The 22,742-nt window shown below is 52.2% G+C and carries 17 protein-coding genes and 1 pseudogene; 2 read left to right on the top strand and 16 right to left on the bottom strand.

Annotated elements, in window-relative coordinates; genetic code table 11:
* Window positions 1-27 precede the first annotated feature (27 nt).
* The gene (rimO, locus tag ACR80S_RS12250) at window positions 28-1,347 is read left to right on the top strand and encodes a 30S ribosomal protein S12 methylthiotransferase RimO (protein WP_435403311.1); all 1,320 of its coding nucleotides are present in this window, start codon (window positions 28-30) and stop codon (window positions 1,345-1,347) included.
* On the top strand, window positions 1,344-2,156 hold the full coding sequence (locus tag ACR80S_RS12255) for a glycosyltransferase family 32 protein (protein ID WP_435403312.1): 813 nt from the start codon (window positions 1,344-1,346) through the stop codon (window positions 2,154-2,156). The genes rimO and ACR80S_RS12255 overlap by 4 nt, the downstream gene beginning before the upstream one ends.
* On the opposite strand, the gene ACR80S_RS12260 is transcribed toward ACR80S_RS12255, so the two are convergent.
* The 16 genes and pseudogenes from ACR80S_RS12260 to ACR80S_RS12335 form a co-directional block, all read right to left on the bottom strand.
* Window positions 2,153-3,289: a glycosyltransferase gene (locus tag ACR80S_RS12260; protein WP_435403313.1), complete on the bottom strand. Its 1,137-nt coding sequence runs from the start codon at window positions 3,287-3,289 to the stop codon at window positions 2,153-2,155. The two genes, ACR80S_RS12255 and ACR80S_RS12260, sit on opposite strands and share 4 nt — an antisense overlap.
* An 11-nt stretch (window positions 3,290-3,300) precedes the next feature.
* Window positions 3,301-4,566 carry an O-antigen ligase family protein gene (locus ACR80S_RS12265; RefSeq protein WP_435403314.1) on the bottom strand — a complete coding sequence of 422 codons (1,266 nt, stop codon included), beginning with the start codon at window positions 4,564-4,566 and terminating at the stop codon, window positions 3,301-3,303.
* Window positions 4,567-4,612: 46 nt separating this feature from the next.
* The gene (locus ACR80S_RS12270) at window positions 4,613-5,995 is read right to left on the bottom strand and encodes an undecaprenyl-phosphate glucose phosphotransferase (RefSeq protein ID WP_435403315.1); all 1,383 of its coding nucleotides are present in this window, start codon (window positions 5,993-5,995) and stop codon (window positions 4,613-4,615) included.
* A gap of 14 nt (window positions 5,996-6,009) precedes the next feature.
* Window positions 6,010-6,519 carry a glycosyltransferase gene (locus ACR80S_RS12275; RefSeq protein ID WP_435403316.1) on the bottom strand — a complete coding sequence of 170 codons (510 nt, stop codon included), beginning with the start codon at window positions 6,517-6,519 and terminating at the stop codon, window positions 6,010-6,012.
* Window positions 6,516-6,944, bottom strand: coding sequence for an oligosaccharide biosynthesis protein Alg14 (locus tag ACR80S_RS12280; protein WP_435403317.1), 429 nt, complete (start codon window positions 6,942-6,944; stop codon window positions 6,516-6,518). Before ACR80S_RS12280 ends, ACR80S_RS12275 begins: the two co-directional genes overlap by 4 nt.
* Window positions 6,941-7,828 carry a glycosyltransferase family 2 protein gene (locus ACR80S_RS12285; RefSeq protein WP_435403318.1) on the bottom strand — a complete coding sequence of 296 codons (888 nt, stop codon included), beginning with the start codon at window positions 7,826-7,828 and terminating at the stop codon, window positions 6,941-6,943. Before ACR80S_RS12285 ends, ACR80S_RS12280 begins: the two co-directional genes overlap by 4 nt.
* Before the next feature lie 257 nt (window positions 7,829-8,085).
* A complete protein-coding gene (locus tag ACR80S_RS12290; RefSeq protein WP_435403319.1) occupies window positions 8,086-9,870 on the bottom strand; it encodes a hypothetical protein in 1,785 nt (594 codons plus the stop codon).
* Window positions 9,867-11,018, bottom strand: coding sequence for an ATP-grasp fold amidoligase family protein (locus ACR80S_RS12295; protein WP_435403320.1), 1,152 nt, complete (start codon window positions 11,016-11,018; stop codon window positions 9,867-9,869). Before ACR80S_RS12295 ends, ACR80S_RS12290 begins: the two co-directional genes overlap by 4 nt.
* Before the next feature lie 127 nt (window positions 11,019-11,145).
* On the bottom strand, window positions 11,146-13,071 hold the full coding sequence (locus ACR80S_RS12300) for a glycosyltransferase family 2 protein (RefSeq protein WP_435403321.1): 1,926 nt from the start codon (window positions 13,069-13,071) through the stop codon (window positions 11,146-11,148).
* Window positions 13,072-13,498: 427 nt separating this feature from the next.
* Window positions 13,499-14,664 (bottom strand): annotated as a pseudogene (locus ACR80S_RS12305) (nucleotide sugar dehydrogenase).
* 173 nt (window positions 14,665-14,837) lie between these two features.
* Complete coding sequence (locus ACR80S_RS12310; RefSeq protein WP_435403322.1) at window positions 14,838-15,122, bottom strand: hypothetical protein; 285 nt, start codon at window positions 15,120-15,122, stop codon at window positions 14,838-14,840.
* Window positions 15,123-15,244: 122 nt separating this feature from the next.
* Window positions 15,245-15,973 (bottom strand): nucleoside/nucleotide kinase family protein, encoded by a 729-nt coding sequence (locus tag ACR80S_RS12315; protein WP_435403323.1) that lies wholly within the window; start codon window positions 15,971-15,973, stop codon window positions 15,245-15,247.
* Window positions 15,974-15,982: 9 nt separating this feature from the next.
* Window positions 15,983-16,636 (bottom strand): class I SAM-dependent methyltransferase, encoded by a 654-nt coding sequence (locus tag ACR80S_RS12320; protein ID WP_435403324.1) that lies wholly within the window; start codon window positions 16,634-16,636, stop codon window positions 15,983-15,985.
* A 263-nt stretch (window positions 16,637-16,899) separates the two neighbouring features.
* On the bottom strand, window positions 16,900-18,858 hold the full coding sequence (locus ACR80S_RS12325; RefSeq protein WP_435403325.1) for an acyltransferase family protein: 1,959 nt from the start codon (window positions 18,856-18,858) through the stop codon (window positions 16,900-16,902).
* A gap of 86 nt (window positions 18,859-18,944) precedes the next feature.
* Window positions 18,945-21,428 (bottom strand): glycosyltransferase, encoded by a 2,484-nt coding sequence (locus ACR80S_RS12330; RefSeq protein ID WP_435403326.1) that lies wholly within the window; start codon window positions 21,426-21,428, stop codon window positions 18,945-18,947.
* A 2-nt stretch (window positions 21,429-21,430) separates the two neighbouring features.
* Window positions 21,431-22,705, bottom strand: coding sequence for a nucleotide sugar dehydrogenase (locus ACR80S_RS12335; protein ID WP_435403327.1), 1,275 nt, complete (start codon window positions 22,703-22,705; stop codon window positions 21,431-21,433).
* Window positions 22,706-22,742: the final 37 nt, after the last annotated feature.

Consider the following 22,742-nt stretch of genomic DNA (forward strand, 5'->3'; position numbering starts at 1 on the left):
CCGTATCATCAAGCGAAGGTCAATTGCATGTCCACACCCAAGGTCGGTTTCGTCTCGCTGGGTTGCCCCAAGGCGCTGGTGGATTCAGAACGCATCCTCACCCAGCTGCGCACCGAGGGCTACGAGATCGTGCCCAGCTACGACGACGCCGACGTGGTGGTGGTCAATACCTGCGGCTTCATCGATAGCGCCAAGGCGGAATCGCTGGACGCCATCGGCGAAGCGATCGCCGAGAATGGCCGGGTGATCGTCACCGGCTGCATGGGCGTGGAGGAAGGCGCCATCCGCGACGTGCACCCCAGCGTGCTGGCGGTGACCGGGCCCCAGCAGTACGAGCAGGTGGTGAACGCCGTGCACGACGTCGTGCCGCCGCGCCAGGATCACGACCCGCGCATCGACCTGGTGCCGCCCCAGGGCATCAAGCTCACCCCGCGCCACTACGCCTACCTGAAGATCTCCGAAGGCTGCAACCACAGCTGCAGCTTCTGCATCATCCCCAGCATGCGCGGCAAGCTGGTCAGCCGCCCGGTAGGTGAGGTGCTGAAGGAAGCCGAGGGTCTGGCCCGTGCCGGTGTGAAGGAGCTGCTGGTGATCTCCCAGGACACCAGCGCCTACGGGGTCGATCTCAAGTACCGCACCGGTTTCTGGAACGGCCGCCCGGTCAAGACCCGCATGACCGAGCTTTGCGAGGCGCTCGGCGAGCTCGGCATCTGGGTGCGCCTGCACTACGTCTACCCCTACCCCCACGTGGACGAGCTGATCCCGCTGATGGCCGAGGGCAAAATCCTGCCCTACCTGGATATCCCCTTCCAGCACGCGAGCCCCAGGGTGCTCAAGGCCATGAAGCGCCCGGCTTTTGAAGACAAGACGCTGGCACGGATCAAGCGTTGGCGAGAGATCTGCCCCGAGCTCACCATCCGCTCCACCTTCATCGTCGGCTTCCCCGGCGAGACCGAGGAGGACTTCCAGTACCTGCTCGACTGGCTCACCGAGGCCCAGCTCGACCGCGTTGGCTGCTTCCAATACTCCCCGGTGGAGGGCGCCCCCGCCAACGACCTGGATCTAGAACCGGTGCCGGATGAGATCAAGCAGCAGCGCTGGGAGCGCTTCATGGCCCACCAGCAGCAGATCTCCGCCGCCCGCCTACAGGCCAAGATCGGCCGCGAGATCGAGGTACTGGTGGACGAGATCACCGACGAAGGCCCCATCGGGCGCAGCGCCGCCGACGCCCCCGAGATCGACGGCATGGTGTTTCTGGAGAGCGGCCACGAGCTGGCCCCGGGGGAGATCGTACGCGCCCGGGTGACCCACGCCGACGAGTATGACCTGTGGGCGGAGGTCATATGAAAAAACCACTGATTGTCGCCACCAGCCGAGTGATCAAGCTTCTGGCCAACATCACCAAGGTGCTGAGCTACCCCTTCCACTGGCTGCTGCCCAACAAGCGCTTCACGCTTCCCGAACAAGCCGCCCCGCTGCTCAAGGGCGGTAAACCCAGTCGCATTCCCCGCATCATCTGGCAGACCAATTTCACCAACCGGGTGACGCTACCGGTCTACCTCAACTACCTGTTCAACCGCCTGATGGCGCCGCGCTTCGACTACCGCTTCATGATCACCGAGGCCCGCCGAGAGTTCATTGCCGAGCACTACCCAGAGATCCTGCCACACTACGAGCGACTGCAGATCGGCGCCGCCCAGGCCGATCTGTGGCGCCTGCTGGTACTACAGAAGTTCGGTGGGGTCTATCTGGACATCGACGCCCACCAAGTCTGGCCGCTCTCCTGCGTACTGGGCGCCGAGCGAGAGGAGCTGTATGTCACCACTCGCCGCGGTGAACTCAGCAACTACTTCATCGCCAGCGCGCCGGGTAATCCGCACATGCAAGCGGTGATCGACCAGATCATCAAGAACATTACCGGCGATACCGTCACCGGCGTGTTCGACACCACTGGTCCAGGCGTCTTCAATAAAGTGCTCGACAAGGCAATCGTGCCGACGGTTTCCTACCGCCACGCTGTCCACCAGGGTAGCTTTACCAACGAGTATTTCCAGTACATCGACAAAGCAGAAGGGAAATGGACCCGCCAACAGCACAACACGGCTGTTGTCAGCGACGCCTCTCCCCAGCACTCATCACCGGAGACTCGAAACTAGCGGCCTTCGGGCTCCTGAAGGAACTGATCGGCCACCGTTTCAGGTCGGAAATCGTCCAGCCATGCCTCCTTGATGGGAGGCTTGGCCCCATGAACACTCAAGGCGATCCCCTGCACCAGGCTCTCCTCATCATGAGGCACGACGCAGCCCTTCAACTCCCCCTTGAGAATCTCGCGGATACCCCCAGGGCAATCCACGCTCAGCACCGGCGTACCGCAGGCCAGGGCCTCGAACAGTACGATACCCATACCTTCGAAGCGGGAACTGAGCACAAACAGCCGTGCATGATGCATCCAAGGGTAAGGGTTGCTGCGCTGCCCCGCGAAGATGACTCGCTGCTCCACGCCCAGCTCGGCGGCCAGGGATTCCAGGCGCAGACGCTCCTGACCATCGCCCACTAGTACCAGCGGCATCTCCACACCGGATCGCGCATAGGCCCTGATCAACAGCGCCTGGTCCTTGGCCGGCACCAGACGTGCGACCGTCACGATGTAGGGGCCTACCGGAAGGTCGGGGTCACCTTCCATCATCTGACGACGAATGCTTGAGATCGGACAAGGATTGACGACCACCCGAAGCGAAGCCGGCGTAAAAGGCCATGACGCCATGGCCTCGCGCACGCTTTCCGCCACGCCAGAGGAAACCGCCACCAGATGCCGGCCCTGGTAAAGGCATCTCGCAAACAACCGCTTTCGCCAGCGAGGACCACGATCCTGGAGGATATTCTCGAGCACATAGCAGGCCCGGGCGTCACGAAAGCTCCACACCATCTCGAAGGTGCCAATTCCGCGGAAGATAATCTGATCAACTCGGCCATGACGGGCCTCGAAGCGGTGCAACCAGAGGCGAAAAACCACGCCCCCCATAACGCCTGAGCCCAAGAACAAGGAGCGCTTGAGTAGTGGGTTAAGTAGCAGCCTGGCCAATAACTCCAGAATAAAACCTATGACGGTCATCCTTGCCCAACGCTTTAGCGGCAGCACATGAGACACCACGCCCGGCTCTTCGGGAGCGAGAGGATGCGTAACGCGAGCCAGGCTTACCAGATGGCTTTCATGCCCTGCCTGAGCGAACGCATCGGCCAGGTTTACAGCCACGCGCTCCATGCCACCCATCTTGAGAGAGCGCACCACGACCAAGGTCCTCAATTGACGCCCCTTTGGTCGGTGGTTCTAGTGACGCGGACTCTGGCGTCCTGTTCTCGCTTGCACGACATGACATAGAGCAGCACCAACATATACGCATAGTAGGTGCCTATCATCTCGTGCTGAAGGGCAACCTCCGTCAGGCAGAAGACGATAAAGCCAAAGCTGAAGACCATTCCGACAAGAGCAAAGTCATCGCTTGGAGTCCTGATATGTCGAATGAAAAAGTAAAGCCCAGGAAAGATCAGGTAGCCGAACAGCGCCGCCATACCAATGAGGCCCCCGGTTGCCAGCGTCTCGAAATACTGACTATGGGCGTGCCCGCGACTGATTGTGGCCACCCACTGGTTGATGATGCCGGTACCCACCAGTGACTCGTTCAGTGCTTCCCGCTCCCCGTAAGTCAGCCCGATAAGTGGCCGCTCCTTGAAGGCTTCGATGGCGAGCACCCATAGGCGCAGACGGCCACCACTGGAGTGCCTGACATCCCCTTCAAGGGTTCTTGTGATTTCCTCGACGGTGTAGTCGACGCGCGTCTCGACCAGGGGCACAAACTGGTAGCTGGCTACGGCCATCACACAGAACGCCAAGGTGCCCAAGGCAAGTTTCCTGACTCCGATCCGACGCCAGTGAAGCAACGCCACACTCCCCAGCACAATAGGAATCGCGAAATAGGCGCCCCGCGCAGTGCTCAACAGGGTTGCGGCAAGTGCCAGGGCGATACCTACTGTCAACATGCCTCTGCGGCAAGAGCTCGGCCACAGCGCCACCTGCAGAAAGAAGAGTGACCCCACCAGATAGCCAAAATTGATATGAAAGAGGAAGCCGTCGACCTTCTCCAGTCCAAGCCAATAGGCCTGAAAGAACGCCAACAGACCACCACCCAGCGCACCCAGAAAGGCGCCATACTCCAGCATGGTCCGGAACCGCTCGGTCTCGATCTCTTCCCAGCAGTGCCGGAGCATCAGGTAGATGGGAATCACCCCGACCATGTGCAAGCCAGGGCTGAGGTAGCGCCAGGAGTAGCCATCCAGCACAAAGACCGGCAGATGGCTCAATGCATAGAGGGAAAGCATTACCACAACGACACCGTCATGCCTTGTGAAACTGAGCTGGCGACGGTGATGGATCAGAAAAGCAATTGCATAGAGCAGCAGCAGGGCTATAAACGCGTGAACACGCAACGGTGTAGATACTAAAAGCGCCAGCACCAGAAAGGTAGTCGCAAGTACGAGATTCACGGCTAGGCGCTTGTCAAAGATCACTCAATTTCATCCCTTGTCCCTTGCGTGAGAATTCTTGACCCACCGGTCAATACGCCGATTTCGAGTAAAAACCCTTGTAGATCGTCATCAAGATGATGCGCAGGTCGAGCCACAGTGACCAGTTGTCGATATACCAGAGGTCACAGGCAACACGCTTCTCCATCTTCTCCACGGTATCCGTCTCACCGCGGTAGCCCTTCACCTGTGCCCAGCCGGTGATGCCAGGCTTGACCTTGTGGCGCTTCATGTAGGACTCCACGATATCCATGTAGTACACATTATGTGCCAGGGCGTGTGGCCTGGGACCCACGATCGACATGCGCCCCTGCAGCACGTTATAAAACTGCGGCAATTCATCCAAGGAGGTGCGGCGAAGGAAGGCGCCTACCCGGGTAACCCGGGGATCATCGCGCCGTGCCTGGGTGACCTGACCGTTGCGCTCTTCATGCAAGACCATGGAACGAAACTTGTAGACCTTGAAGCGACGCCCGTTAGACCCGGTGCGGTACTGCTTGAACAGCACGGGCCCCGGTGAAGTCACTTTGATGGCAATTGCAATGGCCAGGCACACGGGAATGATCAGGAGGGTAATCAGGGCGCCGAGGGTCAAATCCTCCAAGCGCTTGACGATGCGCGCCAGGCCGTCCAGCGGCGTCACGCTGAGGTCCACGGCCAGGTGCCCCGCCACCTCGCTCATGCGATGATTGAGCAGCTGCATGCCGCGGAAATCCGGGATGAAACGCACCTCCAATGTATGGTGGCGCAATACATAGAAAATGGATCGCACGATGCCGCCCATCTCCAGAGGAACGCAGATCCATACCTCGCGCGCCCCTGAGCCCACGACTCGCCTTTCTAGCCGATCTAACTCATCGGGGCCCAACGTCCCGGCAACACGCTGGACCCCTGCAATCGAATACCCCTCCGCCGGGGCATTTCGCATCCCCTTCCCCACCAGCAGTAGCAGCTCGGAGGGCCCCACCAGGAATACCGAACGGCGTGCGCGCCCGAAGCGGCGAGCCCGCCGAAGTACAACCTGGGCGGCTACCCGGGCGGAAGCCGAGATCCCAAAGGAGATCAGGAGGGCCCCGCCGATCCATAATCGCGAAAAGCGCTCGGCGGCATGGGCGAAGAAGATCAAGGAGGCCGCAATGATCGCTACGGTAGCCCACACCAAGCATAGCTTGGCCAGCAAGGTCGGAATGCTAGTGATCCGCCAGCGTGTGTAGGCCCCCTGCATCAGGTTCAGCAACACCAACAGCAGGGCCATTATGGTCGTGGCCAGCCAGTAGCGCTCGTGCAGTTCGAAGGTCTCGAAGCGAAACCAATTGGCCAGCAGGGCCCCCGCCAACATGGCGATGATATCTACCACCGGCACGATCAGCTGCGCCGGGTACCGCTCTGAGATTCCTGCAAAACTTCTGTCCATGAGTACGCTTAAATCTATAGGGTTCGAATCAGCGCGTTGAGATTCTTCCCGAACGCTAGGCGCTGAAAGCGTATTGACTCTTTAAGGGAGGCACTACCTGATGCGACGCCATCATACGCGAGAATGGCTGCGATGAGGGAGTCCGTCTCCTCGTGAAAGGGCACGTCATAGAGGTCGGTGATAGCCTCGGCCGTATCCTGCTGGTGATCATTGCGATGCTCTCTCAGCCCAGCGCGGCGTGGCAACATCAAGAATGGTTTGCCCTGCTCCAGGCAGGCCAGGATGTTTCCCATGCCGGCATGGGTGACCACCAGATCGGCCTCGGCGAACAGGCGTTGGTAGTGTTCACCCGCGAAAAGTGGCTGCACCAGCAGGTTGCTCAAGGATTGAAACGCTTCAAGGTCCGCGCCCGGGCCCGCCTGATAGACCAATGACCAGTTCGGCCTCTGGCGTGCGACCTCGAGCACTACCCGGTCCATGCGGGGGAAGGGAAATTGGGTGCCGGCGGCGAAAAGAACTCTCACAGCAGCCTCCCCAGGTAGCGCACGCGACCCGAGGCCAGTTTGGGCCACTGGGTGAGCACCTGGCTGGCAAACAGCTTGGCCACGCGCCCGGAAAGGGAGAGCCTGCGACAGTTGGCGATGCTGTCCACCCAGAGTGTCTTCTTGCCCAACAGGAAGCCGGCGAAGAGCACCAGCAGCCCCGGCGCCGCGCCGGTGCTGATGATCAGATCCGGCCAGATCCGGCGCACGATACCGATGGCTCGGGGCAGCTGACGCACACCCCGCCACAGCTCACGCACACTGAAATCATCGAGATAGTAAGACGCGCCACCGTGCTGCGCCTCGGCGGTGGAAACGAAGACCTGCTCGTCCACCTCCAGCATCGCTGCCAGCCGTTGCAGTTGCACCCAGTGCCCACCGAAAGAGGCCACCAGCAGTACCCTCACCGTGGGAGCTCCCTTGCCTTGCGGGTGCCGAAGCGCATGGCCAGGCGCTGGTGCAGCTTGATGCCTTTCAGGTATACCAGCACCCCGAATGCCCAGCTTCGTTCACGCCAACTCATGTCACTGCGTTTCAGCAACTCACGCAGATCATTGCCGAAATTCCCCATTACACGACCACTCCCCTGCAGAGCGCCGCTCTCGTCATGCAGCACCATGCTCCCGGCGGAGACACGCCTAGCCTTCTGCGCCAGGGAAGCAAGCGTGCTACGTGCCGGATGGCGAACCACCGCAGCCGGGCAATAGGTTAGCCTGTAGCCGGCCGCCGTAGCCCGGCGGGTCCATTCGAAATCACCGCCAGACATCATGCCCTCATCAAAATTACCGACGGCTTCAAATACTTCTCGCCTGACGATCAGGTTGGCGGTTACGGCCACCCCCTGCTCCACGTTCTTCGCCTGGCGGAAGGCAAAGGCCTTCTCGTAGCACTCTGCTGGAGTCAGCTTATTGTCCTGATAGAACAAGGTAATGTGCCCCGCTACCAGATCGGCGCCATGGGTTCCCATGCAGGCCAGCGCCGTTTTCAGCCAGACCGGCTCTGCCACGCAGTCGGCATCGAGAAAAGCCAGCACCTCTCCTTCCGCCTCAGCAATGCCACAATTACGCGCCGCGTAGGAGCCCGGCGCCGTCTCGCCGATCAGCCGCACATAGTTTTGCAATATTATGCCAAGTGGAGCAGACTCCTGCGGCGCATTGTTGACCACCAGCACCTCAACGCAATCCGAGGGATAGTCCTGTCTAGCCAGGCCCCTTAGGCACTTTTCGAGACTTCCCCAGTCGCGGTAGGTGGGAACGATAACCGAAACAATCGGCCGTACAAATATACTCATAAATCTTTCACTTTGCTGTCCAGTGCCTTGGTTTCTTCAGTCTCTGATGCCGGTTGAGGATGGCAGACAAGCACCTCCGGGATCAGCGCGACGGTAGCGGTACACTTTCAATGGCACACAGGCCTTAACAAAGTCTTCTTAAACTGTCTCGTCTTAAGAAACGAAAAAATAACTTATAAGGTGAAAACATTATCGTTAGAGTTGACAACAAAATATATCACCTCGCTGCACCCAGGCCAAGCTGCCTGAAAAAAGCATCACCGAAAATTTAAATCTCTTGCAGTTGGAGAAGAGACGTCTCCTCCCAAGCCTTTTAACTTATCCACAATCTCAGGCATTAGTTCCAAGGCTTTCTTGAACTGATTTTTTTGTACAAGGGATTCGAGTCGCCTGCACCCATTGACCAAGTAAAGCTCATTGACACCAAACCAACCCGGAATATCATGGCGGTGTTTGCGAACTTGCAACAGCATCCAAGAAAGTTCGTCGCCATCTAGACTGGGCAACTGCACCCCGATCGGCTCTAACTTCCACTTCCCCCAAGTGGTGATTAACACCCCCTTACCGTCGGCCTTTTTTACGACATTCGCAGCATTGGCCATCGGATTATAGACATACAGAGGGACAGCCTCCACCAATTCAGTAAGCCTAGGCAGCGCGGCCATGAACTCATCTTTCCTCGCGCTATCCTCATCAGTATCCAGTGCAATATCAATGCGATCAAAAAATTTCGTATTCAGTCGCTGGTGCATGAGCAACTGCGAGGCATTATAGGCATGAAGAAGCTCCACCCCTGGTGTTATAGACCAAAGATGTTCATACAATGACGGTTCAATATTCTTCCAATCTCCGCCAACTGGCTGACCAGAACCGTACTCCACCACTTGGCATTGAAAATGTGATTCTCTAAAGCGCGCCACCAATTCTGGTGCCCATAGGCGCGCGCGGGGTAAATAGTTAAATAGGCGCTCTTCATTCTCTAGCTGATACGCGACCTTATATGAATACACATGCATCTGGCACCATTGAGATAGCTCATTAACAGGCGCGGATTGGTTTACCTTGATGACAAAGGTAGTTACCGAAGGAATCGTTGAGTCTTGCCAGCAGGCATCGACTGGAGACAGAACTTCACCTTCTGCAATAGCCTCGGTCACGAGGCGACTACGCTTCTCCTTGGAAAACAGGTCGTTAATTTCTACATGCGTTTTCTTCTGCTGATCCTCAAGACGGTGTTCTCGAAACAAGATCGCATTCACACGTTGCCTAGACTTATTTAATCGAACAGAGGCGATGACCATATCACTCAAAGCACTTAACATCTGTCGAACCGCCAGGAATGCAACAATAGAAATTAAAATATTACCATCCATACCTCGCAAATACGGTAACAAAATGACAAAGAATCCCCCCAAAAAATTGATGGACTGCAGTGTACTAAGATACCCTTGATACTTATTCTGCACCCAACTCTTTAACGCACCCGGATTTATATCATCACTTCCGGACAAGACCCATAGACTGAATAGAATCTGCAATGTAAACATAGCGAACAGAAATGCCATAACCTCCGGATAAACAAATAACAGCAACGCGGAGACAGCAAAACTGAACAATAGCCAAGCGACCACCTTGCAAAAGCGGGAATAGAACTCTCTAGCAACCGCTTCTTGATTACTGAACACCGCCAACTCATTAGCTTTCTCGAGAATATCGATACCTGCGGATGTGGCCATCCTATCAGAGAGGGCATCAAGCACACGTGTCAGCACGTAACAGAGAACGGCTCCAACGGCGAGATAGATAATCCAATTCCATTTTTCCTCTGGAGAAATAAAGAAAGCAAAATAGCGGGGTACCCCACTAGAACCAGCCAACAAAATTACCTTCAAAGGAAGCACCATGGCCAGAAAGCTGGTGACCCTGCCAATTGCCGTGAAGGCAACCACGGCAAGGGTGGTGAGCGGTCGATTCCGCAGCAGGACCTGAAATGCCTTCCAGAACCATACCCAGAAGCTCTGATTGGCCTTCATCAGGTTCATTTTACAACACCCAATAACTGGCGATACTCACGAAAGGAGTTGCGCCTCTTCACCAAGTCGTTTTCCAACCGCGCTTCCGCTTGCAGGAACTCCAGGCCCAACATGCGGTCTACCTCGTCACCGAAGGCATGAAAGTTGCCAGGCCGCGGAGTGAATTCGCAGAAAGAGAGCCCGTGAGGTGCGGTCTCGGAGCGCAAGAAATCGATTCTCATGAAAGGCACAGGAATTTTCTTACTGATCGACTTTACATATTCAAGCTGCTCCTCTGTGACGCCACCTCCATCGAACTCGTTACGACTGTACTTCCCAGAGTATATTCGGCTTCCATCTCCACTCCACTCACAGTAAGCTCGGCCGCCCCACCGACGAATCTCCAACACCATCCCCACACGACCATAAAAGCAATAGAATTTCAGATCTCGCCCAGGAAGTTCCTCGGCAATATTCTCAAGCACTAACTCTTCAACCATCCAGCTATCGTTGCGAATACGGCGCTTGGACAAATCATCCTGCATCTTCTTTGTCATATCGCTTACGCAGTCGAGCCATTTGTCACCGGAAACATCATAAATACGTCGTGGAGAAAAAACCAGGAACACGCCTTTTGAGCTTGACTCACCTTCAGGCTTGATCACCACCCTCTCGAAAGAAGATGCATCAATCTGTTCTAGGGAAACACCACTGGCTTGGACACTTGGATAATGCAGGCCTAGAAAATCTGCAAGGCGATAGGCTTTTTGCTTGTTATTGACAACCCACTCAAGAGTGAGTTTAGAAGACACCCGAGCTTTGCTGCGCATTACCAGCGAACGCCGAAATGATTGTACATTGTCAAGGCTTAGCTTCAGACTGCGAGCCTTTACCATCAAGGGCTCCTTGATATAATCAGGCCCCAAAGTATTAAAAAAGTCGTAAATCAATTCCTTTTTACGAACATCGAGGGGAGTGCTAGAGCGAGGTGCTCCCTTCATTTCGCTGGCTGCCTTGGCATCCTCTCTCAGTGCCTTGGCACCTTGATCTGCCCAGGTTTCGACGCAGGCTTGATAACAAGCCTGCATGGATCGTAACTCTTCATGTGCTCGCTCAAACTCACCTTGACGCAGCCATGACTCCATGGTGTCACGCACTGCCTTCCAATCGGTATACATGAAGCCCTCTCTAAAACTGATCAAGGTATTATTCACAGCTGCCTGATTTTAAAAAGCAGACAGCGAAAAATTGACAAATCGCAATCTGATCTTGGACATCTCATTCAGCCCGACCGCCAAAGTTATCTCATTCGTGGAAATTCTCACCGAGGACAGCCGGCACCTCAAACAGATTTTCCAATTGATTTTTTACACGTTCAGCATCCCAACTTTCAGGCGTCTCGGCCTGAAGGCAGCAATATTTTTCACTCGTCACCACCTGAATCCTTGGTGTATCGATTTGCGGAGGAAGATCAATGGCATAATGTGCCAATGGAGCTGATGCCAGCAGCGTGATATTTGAACTAACACTTTCTCCGGGCGTTATGATTTTCAACTTCCCAGCCAGCGCCCTGTCACGAATGTCATCGTTGAGCGGTTCACGAACATCGAGTGGGTAATAGCGCCACTGAAAGACGCCAACACTTAAACCGGCTGCCTCCCAGGCATCAACCAGTTGCAGGGCATGCTGCAACGCAGGGCCCGGTGAGTTGAAGTCCATCAGCATCAATCGGTCCAGCGTCCAGGAAATGCGATGGGCGTGGATGAATCCCGGCGCTGGGAACGGGCGTTCCGGCGGAGTCTCCTGACTCTCCTCTGGCTTAGATAAAGAGAGAGAGTGATTCTGAGTGTGCTCATGCCAATGGGCTATCGACTCCCGATATTCTCGACGAACCCCATAGAACATGGTGCGTACATGTGTACGACTGTTTCGCGTCAACGAAGATACATCTTCCAGAGCAAAGGATAACGGTATACCTTCCAAAATCTGCTTTGGCTTATCTCCCTCAGGATGGTGCTCCAGGCGCCAGATCAGTTCCGTATCACCGGTAATGCGGACACGATCCCACCCGCCTAGCTTTAACAACAGCTCCCGCCTCATCATCAGCGATGAATGGTTCATCTGTACTAGCCGTTCCGATGGTCGGGACGTACCCTTGAAATACAGCTCAGGCAAGGCACGGACCCAGTGGGTCAGATTAGCCTTACGCCCACGGGTAGCCAACAAGTCCCGAGCCTGAATCTCGATTTTCTGCGGGTGTGACCAGTCATCCGCATCGTGTGTCGTGACCAACTCACCCGTGGCATGGTGTAATCCGAAATTGCGTGCTGCGTAAGCTCCTTGATTGAAAGGCTGCCTCACGGCAATAACTCGTGCGTCTTTCTGGCTGTAGCGTTTTGCCACTTCAAATGTATCATCAGGGCTGCAATCATCCACAACGATGATTTGCAATTGCTTCCAGGTCTGAGCCAACAAGCTGTCCAAGGCGATGGGTAGTGTATCTTCTGCCTTGAAGACTGGCATGATGATGCTGACAGTAGCATCCGGCATGGGGCTATCATCATAAGGTTGATCACTACCGCAAAGGTTATCGAGTGCCAATGGCTTATCGACGCAAGCCTGTTTAATGGACGATACCCTCACCTCCTCAAGTATCGTATTGATCAATCGCAGCCGCTCTGCATCATCAGCCTCCAAGTCTTCATGCTCAGAAGTGGTAGCGTACGTATTAGCTAACGCCAGCCTGTAATGCGGGCTGTGTGGTTTTTTCTGCAGGGCCGCCTCTGCATAATGGCGCGCAAGGGCGACATCTCCCAATGCCATCATGCAGTCAATCTCCAACAAGCGAAATGATTGATACCAATAACGCTCAGGCAGAGCACTTCTGAAGAACTGCAAGTTTTCTAAAACGCTCTCATGATCTTTTGCCACCAGGTACCAACGCGCTAGGGCCCAGGCAGCACGAGCACGTTCAGTAATGCCTCTCTGACTATCATCCCGCAGCTCAATAAGGTCTGACTTGGCCTGCTCGCTAAACCCCCCCCATAGTTTGCCTTCAATTTCCTTGGCCTTACTGCTCCTATCAACGATTTTCTCCCAGCTTCGCCAGCCCACATTGCGTCGAATTCGGAATACCCAGTCCTCTGGCATCAAGTCGCGAACAAAGTGCCTCACGGGAACGGGAGTGCAATAAAAAAACTTCTGAAGAGCCCAACTAGTAAATCGTTCCATCACGAAACCTCATAAAAAAATAAACCGCACCTGAAGCAATTGGCTTATCGATATTGCCTTAAAGCAAGCTAGAAAAAACTGCATTCCAATTCATTACGTCTTTCTCTCTCGGAAATAGGCTAATAAAATGCTGGCTTCCTGAAACTAACAAAAAAAACTTATAAAATATTTTAATCTTTCATTTTCTTAACGATTACAATTACTTCACATTGTGTACACAGAAATTTTTCATCTCTATAGTCCATGAATCGGTCAGTCATTTATTAAACAAGGCTCTGCATTAACACAAAATGAAGATAAGTGCTACCAAGCCAATACACTCTTGGCATTCTGCTTGAAACTCCACTCGGCACCCTTGGATAGGCACTCATGAAATGCTCGGCTTCCTGTTGTTACCAACAATGATGCCTCGTGCTTTACCATACCTTTAGTCACTGCCGAACAGGTCCCGGGTATAAACCTTTTCGGCCACATCGACTAGTTCTTCCACCATGCGGTTGGCGAGGATGACATCAGCCTGTGACGTGAAATCCGCCAAGTCCTGAATCACACGCGAACCGAAGAACTGCTCTTCGTTAAGTACCGGTTCGTAGACCACCACCTCGACGCCCTTGGCCTTGATGCGCTTCATCACGCCCTGCATGGCGCTGGCCCGGAAGTTGTCGGAGCCAGCCTTCATGATTAGCCGGTAGACGCCCACTACTTTGGGTTTGCGCTACAGCACCGTCTCGGCAATGAAATCCTTGCGTGTGCGGTTGGCCTCGACGATGGCCTGTATCAGGTTGTTGGGCACCTCATGGTAATTGGCCAACAGTTGCTTGGTATCCTTTGGCAGGCAGTAGCCGCCATAGCCAAACGATGAATTATGGTAGTGACTGCCAATCCGCGGATCCAGCCCCACCCCGTCAGTAATCTGGCGGGAATCCAATCCATGAGTCTCGGCGTAGGTGTCCAGCTCGTTGAAGTAGGCTACGCGCATGGCCAGGAAGGTGTTGGAGAACAGCTTGATCGCCTCCGCCTCGGTGCTGTTGGTGAACAGTACCGGCACATCCTGCTTGACCGCCCCTTGCTTGAGCAAGTTGGCGAAGGTCTCGGTGCGCTCGGAGCGCTCGCCGACGATTATTCGCGAGGGATAGAGGTTATCGTAGAGCGCCTTGCCCTCACGCAGGAACTCCGGCGAGAAGATCAGGTTTTCGGCGCCGAACTTCTCACGTGCACAGGCCGTGTAGCCTACCGGCACGGTTGACTTGATCACCATCAGCGCGTCGGGGTTGATATCCAGCACATCCTGAATTACCGATTCAACGCTGCTCGTATTAAAATAGTTGGTCTCCGGTTCGTAGTCAGTCGGCGTAGCGATCACCACGGAGTCCGCCCCCCCGGTAGGCCGCCTCCTTGTCGAGTGTCGCCGTGAAGTTCAGCTCACGGTTCGCCAAGAAGTCGGAGATTTCAGCATCTTCGATAGGCGACTGTCTGTCATTGAGTAGCGACCCTTTCGGAAACAATATCAATTGCCACCACTTCATTATTCTGAGCCAGAAGAATGGCATTGGATAAACCAACGTAGCCGGTACCGGCAATAGCAATTTTCAAAAATAAATCCTTTTTCCACTATTATATTATCGCATTAAATAGGAAGCGCGTGTCTCAAATACTGACATATCGACAACTACGATGACAGATAGCGCTTACAACCATTCTATCGAGTGTAGTATAGTAAGCATAAAAATATTCACTTGGTCGGCACGGTCCACAAGATACAGCGCTCATCGCTTCGGCAGGGAAAAATTCAAGCCAAGTGCCCGTTCCGGTGCCACTGCTCTAGGTGACCACGGAGGCTTTGAAGATGCCTGAACTTCAGTCTCTTTGGCTTCCGACTTCACGGCCTCCAACTCTCGGATGCGGCGCTTCAGACGGTCGTTTTCTTCCAGCAGCTGGCTTAACAGTTCCGCCAAGTATTCTCGTTCACGGACATGATTCTTGACCAGAGTCTGCAGGTGCTGCTGCAGGACCTCGTAGCTGGGAGGTAGCGGTATGTCCGATGTCGACATAATCATCTCCAAAATCACAATTTGAAATGCAGCGCCATTGCAGCCAGCACTGTACACCTCTTCAATCCCGCAGTTCGGCCCACTGAAAGGGCTCTTTTATTCTTCTTTGAGATGTTTTTATATTAGCATAGGGGCTCCGGAGTCTTTAGCCCCTTCTCATAAATAAAAATCTCTTCCTCAATAACATCTTCCAGTACCTTTGCCCACTGCTCGACAGGTCCATTGGCATCAATATGACGCACACGACAACCACGCTTGCGCAGAGCACTTTCCATAATACTCAAGTACCAATCCACCCGTGAGAGGTGACATATCAATTTTTCTTCACTTTTATACCTGTAGGAGTTAACAACTCTTTCCCTCTGCTGAATACGATAAAGCAAGACCTGGGGATTAGCGTGTAACTGAATTACAGCATCTGGCAAGGGAACATTATCGATAAAAAAGCGAACAGAACTTACTAAATCACATGAAAATTGTGACAAAGGGAAGCTAGCGTGAACAAATCCTTCATCAATAACCAAATGGCGGAAATCCAAAAATTGGCGAGCTAGGTAATCCTTCAGGTGCTTATCAATGAACCTAACAAGATTAATTTTTTGAGAGAAACTGGCCGTTAACTCTGAAATCACTACGAGATACGAATCAATGAAGCAAGATGATTTAAAAACACTTGCTTGATCAACCTCCATCTTCAGCTGCAGATGGCTTTTATTTTCTCCGGATTCTTTGATAGCCTTGGTTAAAATGTCACCAGAAGCAGCATCATGCTGTCTAGCTATAATATCGCCAATAAGTTTTAGGGCTGTTGTTTTACCTATTCCTGAAGCACCAGCCAACTCAATCTTCATCGCACCCTCTCATTTAAAGGCCAGAAGAACTGGGCGCCTATTATTAGAAGGCACAACATCGTCTTGACAGAACCCTTTATAAGAAAAATCTCGGAAACCCACAGCAATCAGCTTTTCTTTCACCACGTCAATATCACAGCCACCATTCCCCTCGAAGCACAGCACTTTACTTGTTACCTTCCCCAGTAACAGATACAGCTTTTCCACATCATTGACATGGCGCTCAATTGCCAAGGCAAAGACAATATCATAAGGCTCAAGATCTGAGGCGAGCAGCTGGTCAATATCACCCTGTTGAAACTCCAGGTTTTTCAAACCAGCAGTATTAGTTATTTTTAACGCCAACTCCACCTTGTCTTGATCATACTCGATACCAAGACCACACTGGATCCCAAGATTACTCGCCTGAAAGAGCATTGCGCCATTATTACAACCTAAGTCCAAGACTCGAGCACCCTGCCATATCGTATCCGGTAGAGAAAACTGTTGAATACGGCTTTCTGCATCGCGCTGTGCAAGCTCACGAGCAACTGAAAAACCCGCCACCGAGAAAGCAGAGTAAATCAGCCCCTGGCTTTTGAGATAGTGTCGATCTGATTTTTTACGGAAAGAGCGAGATGCATCTTGTAGCATCTCCATTATCTCATCAGGAAATCGTTTCATTTTCTCTATTCATCCAGCCGTCATCATAAGTAAGTCTCCTTGGAAAAGCTGGAGGCTTTATATTGCTAGCCTAGCCCCTCAAAGGAACCAAAAACTGAGCCGCCTGAAGACGGCAACCTTATATACCGAAACATGCCGAAAAAACATATTGGCTTGCATGCCTTAATTGCTACGAAAAATAATAAAGGGGAGGGAATAGCCATACATTCTCCTTGTAAAATTCACGATATGGTGGTGCAGACACAAAGCATAACAAGCTCGATCTACAGTCCAATACTCTGCTCCAGATAAGGAGCTAAAGACCGTGCATAAGTTGCCGTCAAATGATGACGATCACGCCAGACGATGATATTTCCCACTTGCGCCTCACACCGGTTCGGACCGCATATGGCATCTGTCATATCAACGACTTGTACGCCGTCAAAACCCTCTGCCAACGAAGCGAATAACTTTGGCGACTCAACCTCCTCGCGCAGCGCGAAACAATCCTGCTTATTGCTATCCAAACAATCACCCGCCACGAACGGCATCCATGGCGTATCGTCGATTGCCACCACTCTAGCACCGGTTTCAATTAGATCTGACCACATCCCACGAACGCCTTCAAACATTTGATCATCATCAACCGAATAGCCTTTCGATTGTCCAACAATAACCATATCGGGTTGTATCTCGCGGATCTCATTCAACACATTCTCGCGCCATTCATAACATGAGGGATAGGGCTCACCACCCTTATTGAACATGATCCTACTGAACGCGCACGCCGACTTGGTGAAGGTCAACAGTCTCAAACCTCTCTCTGTGGCGATCTCCTCCAAGGGCGGCACCCAGTGCGCCGCATGCGAGTCACCGACCACAATCAAAGTTCCCTCACTATCGACAGCGCCTAGCGTGCAGAAGATCGGCTCGGCACTTTCCTGGTTCTGATGGCATTTATCGGAGTATACGACAGGCAGGTCACTCTTGAGCTGTGCCATCGGAGGAATAAGGTCGATACCTTCGGGCACCGGAGCGCCCGCAAGCAGCACGGCAGGCCCGGGATAGTTCGCATCAGCAACAGGAATTGCCGCGATAGCCTCACTCGTCACTCTGTATTGCAGTGCACCAGCGGCCAGTATGCATGCCGTGATCGATGCGGCGGCATAACCTAGCGGACGCCATTTCTCCATGTGGCGCGGATGACGAAACCGTTGCTCGATATGCTCGTAAGACAGGTGCGACAAAACAAGCGTCAGCGCAATCAGCCCAATACCGTCGATCAGCCCCACACGCGGCTGGCCCACCACGTAGAAGGTTATGAGCGGCCAGTGCCACAGATAGATGGAATAGGACCGGTCGCCAATATAGCGTAGCCACTTGGAATCAAGTCCTCTGAAGCGCCCCAGGCGTATATCGCCTGCCATAATGATTAAAACCGTGCCCATCGTGGGAAGCAAGGCAGCAGTTCCTGGGAAAGGTGTGTTCGCAGAGTAGGTTGCAGAAGAATAGAAGATCGCGGCGAGCCCGGCACTCGCCATGCCTGCGCGAACCAATGAACCAGCATTGAATCGATGAATCGTCAGCGCAAGTAGACCTCCTAACGCCAGTTCCCACATCCGCGTATGGGTGACAAAATAGGCCCATTCGCGATTTGTCTCCGTAACGAACACGGAAGCTGCAAAAGATGCGAGGAATATCACAGCGAGAGCGGCGAGAAAGACTCGACGCAACGGCATACCGGCACGCCGCGCCAAAGCCATTGCTGCGATCATCACCAACGGCCACACGAAATAGAATTGTTCCTCAATGGACAGCGACCAAAAATGCTGAACAGGGCTGGCAGCATTTTCGGCACCGAGATAGTCGACCGCGAGCCATCCAAGAACCCAATTCTGCACATAGAGCGCGCTCGCACCAATCTGTATGGCCGTCTCCTCCCAGCGCGATTGCGGAAGCAAAATCAGCGTTCCAGCAAATGTGACCGCAAGCACAAGCGTCGCCACCGGTAGCAGCCGCCTGGCACGTCGCGCATAGAAATCGATCAGTGAGATGCGCCCGTCCCGTATAGCCGCCCGTACGAGCAGGCCCGTAATCAGGTAGCCGGAAATAACAAAGAAGACATCGACACCGACATAACCACCCGGAACCAGATCGGGCCAGACGTGAAATAGCAGAACAAGGCCCACAGCTATAGCTCGCAAGCCCTGTATTTCAGGAAGGATAGTACGTTGATTACTCATGTGATGAGCCATGTGTGAGATGAGGTAGTGACAGCTGGCCAAATTGTAACGCCGCCCTAGTGTCTGTCTGTGATGAGCAATCAGAACTAGTTAAGCATTGTTAGCCTTGGAAGCACTGGCAACATATTAACCCCATTAAACTCCTTAATTATACCTCTAGCCACTTCCTCAAGAAAGCTCAAATGATCGTCAAGAGAGTAATTATTATGTTTATCAAACGCGTTGCGCGACATCGTTAAGAGATCTTCGCGCCCTACACTTTCTATCTCATCAACGACGGTGGTTCCTGTCAACTCATCCAATAAAATTCCATTTATCTTATGATCTATTATTTCGGCAGGACCAGGAGCATATGAGGCAGCAATAACTGGCACTCCATAAGAATATGCTTCAACGACAACATTGCCGAAAGATTCTTTGCAAGAGGGCAGGATCAGAAGCTTCAACTGGTCAAAAATCTTATCTTTATCCGTGCAATTAACGATAACATCAAACTGATCCTCCAACCCTCTTTCCTTAATTGAATTCATGAAGAACCTGAAATCAGGTGAGTTACTGCCATCGGTAGTAAATACTTTAATCGGACTTAACTTCCGACAACGAAGCTCCGCGGCAATGTCTATCAACTTCATGCAGTCTTTGGCAGCAAAATCAATTCTCCCAACATAAGCATAATGAACGTTCTTAACATCTGGATCGTAATCATTGACCTCACGAGTTCCTACTGGCACAAACCCTTTCACTTGACCATGAATGCCTAGCTGTCGCTGAAAATTTATATCGCCATCAGAGAAGCTGATTATTTTAGAAACCTTGAAGTTTTCGACATACTTCTTGTCAAGCATTATTTTGGAGTCTTGAAGCATAAATGCCGTTTGGGCTGCAGCGATATAACAGATAGGAAATTTCATGACTTTTTCGACTACATTCTTTGAAAAATCTTTCAGTGTATTGTTTGAAACAAAGAACACTGTATCGCCAATAGACCATTCCTCTATCAACTCGATTATTTTTTTCTCATCGTGCTCACATGAATAGGAATTTTCAACATTATTCTCATTGGAGTGCCTTCTTGAAATGACCACATACTCGTACTCTCTTCCAGCACGACCCTGCATTACGGATCTTGTTCTATTGGCGACCCCACCAATAACAGTAACATCCTCAACTATAAACACAAGTCTTTGCAGCACTCTTTCATACGAAGCTAAAAGCTTACTGACCACCTCATTAGAGACCAATACGTTCTGATCAGCATCAAAACTTCTTTTCCTTTGTGGAAATGGAAGATAAAGTTTGCTATCCCTCTTTCCCTTGATTTCACCGTGCCAGCTTTGCCAAGCCGATCGATATAGTTTCCTTGGAGAGTCCTGTCCGTCTACGCTCTGAATCCCCCATTCAGGATGATTAGACAAGCTACTTTCCAAATTTAGGCACACCATACCCAATGTATCATATCTCGGAATATCTTTCCCAAGATAAATAGCAGCTCTATCAATCAGCTCCGAATCCCCTCCAAAGCGTACAGAATCCCAATACCCCAATGACTTTTTTAACAAATCCACATGATAAAGGCAGGATATAGATGAATTTATAGTCACACCATCTTTAGTAATCGGAGTGACATTCTTAATATGATTAAACATGCCATTTTCTGTCATCCTTATCATGCAGGTAGTGCTGGCTTTCTCCCCCTTAGCCAAGATCATATGCTGTTCTAATCGCTGAGGATGTGACCAATCATCAGCATCTTGCCCTGTTACCCACTCTCCTTTAGCATATTTTAACGCAACATTCTTAGATACGTACGGCCCTACATTGATGCAATTCCGATAAATCTTTATCCGCGGGTCCATCTTGGAAATGGCGCATAAAACCCCCCATGTACCATCTGTTGAGCAGTCATCTACAATTAGAAGCTCAATATTCTTCCACGTTTGATTAGCAATTGATTCTACTGATTGCTCTATGGTTTTTTCAGCATTATAGGCAGCCATGATTACCGTAATTAATGGCCCCTCCACAGTAGCTCTTTCGGCTTGAGATGATAAGCGAGAAAAAACACTTCCTGCACTTGACTTAAGCGTCAGATCGGATAGACCAAAGTGTCTAACGTAATGATTTAACCTGTTAAGCCAGACATTCTCACCCAAATCATTATGCAATGCTTCGTTTGCCGATAGAATATTGATTGTGTGCTTTAGATGCTCAGGGAGATACTGCTCAGCTAACGAGACGGCTCGTTCATGATTGCCCACCAGCGCAACCAAGTTCGAGGCATGCAATATACGACCTGACTTCGGATCTGGCATAGCACCAGCAGCATTTCTTATCCTTTCCAGCTCTATGACGGGGTTCTTCTTAGCCGACAAGCCAAACGCCGACTTGGCAAATTTCGTCGATAGATATGGTGAAGGATCTCTCCCTAAGTGGCTGCCAATCATTAAGTAATGTTCTGCCGGCTCCATCCCTAATTGAGCCACATCCGGGTATTGACGCAGGTACCAATCCGCGTCGAAGAGATCCGAACACTGGACAAGCGCCAAGTTTTTTTCATCCACCTGCATCATTATTACATCCCTACAATTCTAGAGCTATCTGACCGCAGAATTTTCTTCATATCCAAGACGGTTGCATTATTTTTACCAAACTCAAGGACACCCTCACCCAAATTTCTAAAATTTTCATGAGCGACGGCCAATACAATCACATCATAGTAGCCATGTGCCGGATCCTGGGTCAGGCTGAGTCCGTACTCTAGTTCGAGCTCTTCCGGGTCAACCCAAGGATCATGAATATCCACATGCATCCCATAGCTCTTGAGCTCGGCTACCAGGTCGACAACCTTGGTATTACGAATATCAGGGCAATTTTCCTTGAATGTCATACCCATGACGAGAGCGTTGCTACCTTTGATCGCTTGATCATTGGCAATCATGGCCTTGATCAGCTTGGTTGCAACGAAACGTGCCATACCATCATTGATTTCGCGTGCAGTACGAATGATATCGGGAATATGCCCCACCGCCATCGACTTGTGGACTAGATAATAGGGGTCCACGCCGATACAGTGACCGCCTACCAATCCTGGCTGTAGCTTGATGAAGTTCCATTTTGTAGCAGCAGCTTCGATCACGTCATGAGTATCGATACCCATCTGGCTGAAGATCATGGAAAGCTCGTTGACCAGCGCAATATTTACGTCACGCTGAGTATTTTCAATGATCTTGGAGGCTTCAGCCACCTTGATGCTGCTGGCTTTATGGGTGCCGGCTTCAATGATTCTGCCATACAACCGGTCAACGAAGTCGGCGATTTCCGCGGTGGAGCCCGAGGTGACTTTCATGATCTTGGTCACCGGGCGGTCTTTATCACCGGGGTTGATGCGTTCGGGGCTATAGCCGGCAAAGAAGTCCTGGTTGAACTTCAAGCCTGATACACGCTCCACTACAGGTATGCAGTCCTCCTCAGTGGCTCCAGGATAGACAGTCGATTCGTAGATCACCACGTCGCCCTTCTTTATCACCCGGCCCAGCAGTTCGGAAGCCTTGATCAGCGGAGTAAGGTCTGGCTGCCGATGATCATCGATCGGGGTAGGCACGGTGACGATCAGCACATTTGCGGCTTTGAGGTCTGCCTCATCGCAGGTGAAGTGCAGGTTATCGGCACTGGCTAGCGCGGCTTCGTCAACTTCGCGAGTGTTGTCCCTGCCCTGCTTCAACTCATCGACTCGGGTTTCCTTGATATCAAATCCAATGGTAGGGTGGTGCTTGCTGAACGCGACGGCCAATGGCAGACCAACATAGCCAAGCCCGAGAATGGCGATAGTGGTATTTTCTACTTGCATGTCCTTAGATTCCTTGAGTGAATCTCATTAATTAATG

Source organism: Halomonas salsilacus (assembly GCF_051216275.1).
Taxonomy (GTDB): domain Bacteria; phylum Pseudomonadota; class Gammaproteobacteria; order Pseudomonadales; family Halomonadaceae; genus Halomonas.

Excerpts from the sequence above, each read along its gene's own strand:
- rimO (WP_435403311.1), top strand. The coding sequence starts at position 28 with ATGTCCACACCCAAGGTCGGTTTCGTCTCGCTGGGTTGCCCCAAGGCG.
- ACR80S_RS12255 (WP_435403312.1), top strand. The coding sequence starts at position 1,344 with ATGAAAAAACCACTGATTGTCGCCACCAGCCGAGTGATCAAGCTTCTG.
- ACR80S_RS12270 (WP_435403315.1), bottom strand. The coding sequence starts at position 5,995 with ATGGACAGAAGTTTTGCAGGAATCTCAGAGCGGTACCCGGCGCAGCTG.
- ACR80S_RS12285 (WP_435403318.1), bottom strand. The coding sequence starts at position 7,828 with ATGAGTATATTTGTACGGCCGATTGTTTCGGTTATCGTTCCCACCTAC.
- ACR80S_RS12290 (WP_435403319.1), bottom strand. The coding sequence starts at position 9,870 with ATGAACCTGATGAAGGCCAATCAGAGCTTCTGGGTATGGTTCTGGAAG.
- ACR80S_RS12295 (WP_435403320.1), bottom strand. The coding sequence starts at position 11,018 with ATGTATACCGATTGGAAGGCAGTGCGTGACACCATGGAGTCATGGCTG.
- ACR80S_RS12300 (WP_435403321.1), bottom strand. The coding sequence starts at position 13,071 with ATGGAACGATTTACTAGTTGGGCTCTTCAGAAGTTTTTTTATTGCACT.
- ACR80S_RS12310 (WP_435403322.1), bottom strand. The coding sequence starts at position 15,122 with ATGTCGACATCGGACATACCGCTACCTCCCAGCTACGAGGTCCTGCAG.
- ACR80S_RS12315 (WP_435403323.1), bottom strand. The coding sequence starts at position 15,973 with ATGAAGATTGAGTTGGCTGGTGCTTCAGGAATAGGTAAAACAACAGCC.
- ACR80S_RS12320 (WP_435403324.1), bottom strand. The coding sequence starts at position 16,636 with ATGAAACGATTTCCTGATGAGATAATGGAGATGCTACAAGATGCATCT.
- ACR80S_RS12325 (WP_435403325.1), bottom strand. The coding sequence starts at position 18,858 with ATGAGTAATCAACGTACTATCCTTCCTGAAATACAGGGCTTGCGAGCT.
- ACR80S_RS12330 (WP_435403326.1), bottom strand. The coding sequence starts at position 21,428 with ATGATGCAGGTGGATGAAAAAAACTTGGCGCTTGTCCAGTGTTCGGAT.
- ACR80S_RS12335 (WP_435403327.1), bottom strand. The coding sequence starts at position 22,705 with ATGCAAGTAGAAAATACCACTATCGCCATTCTCGGGCTTGGCTATGTT.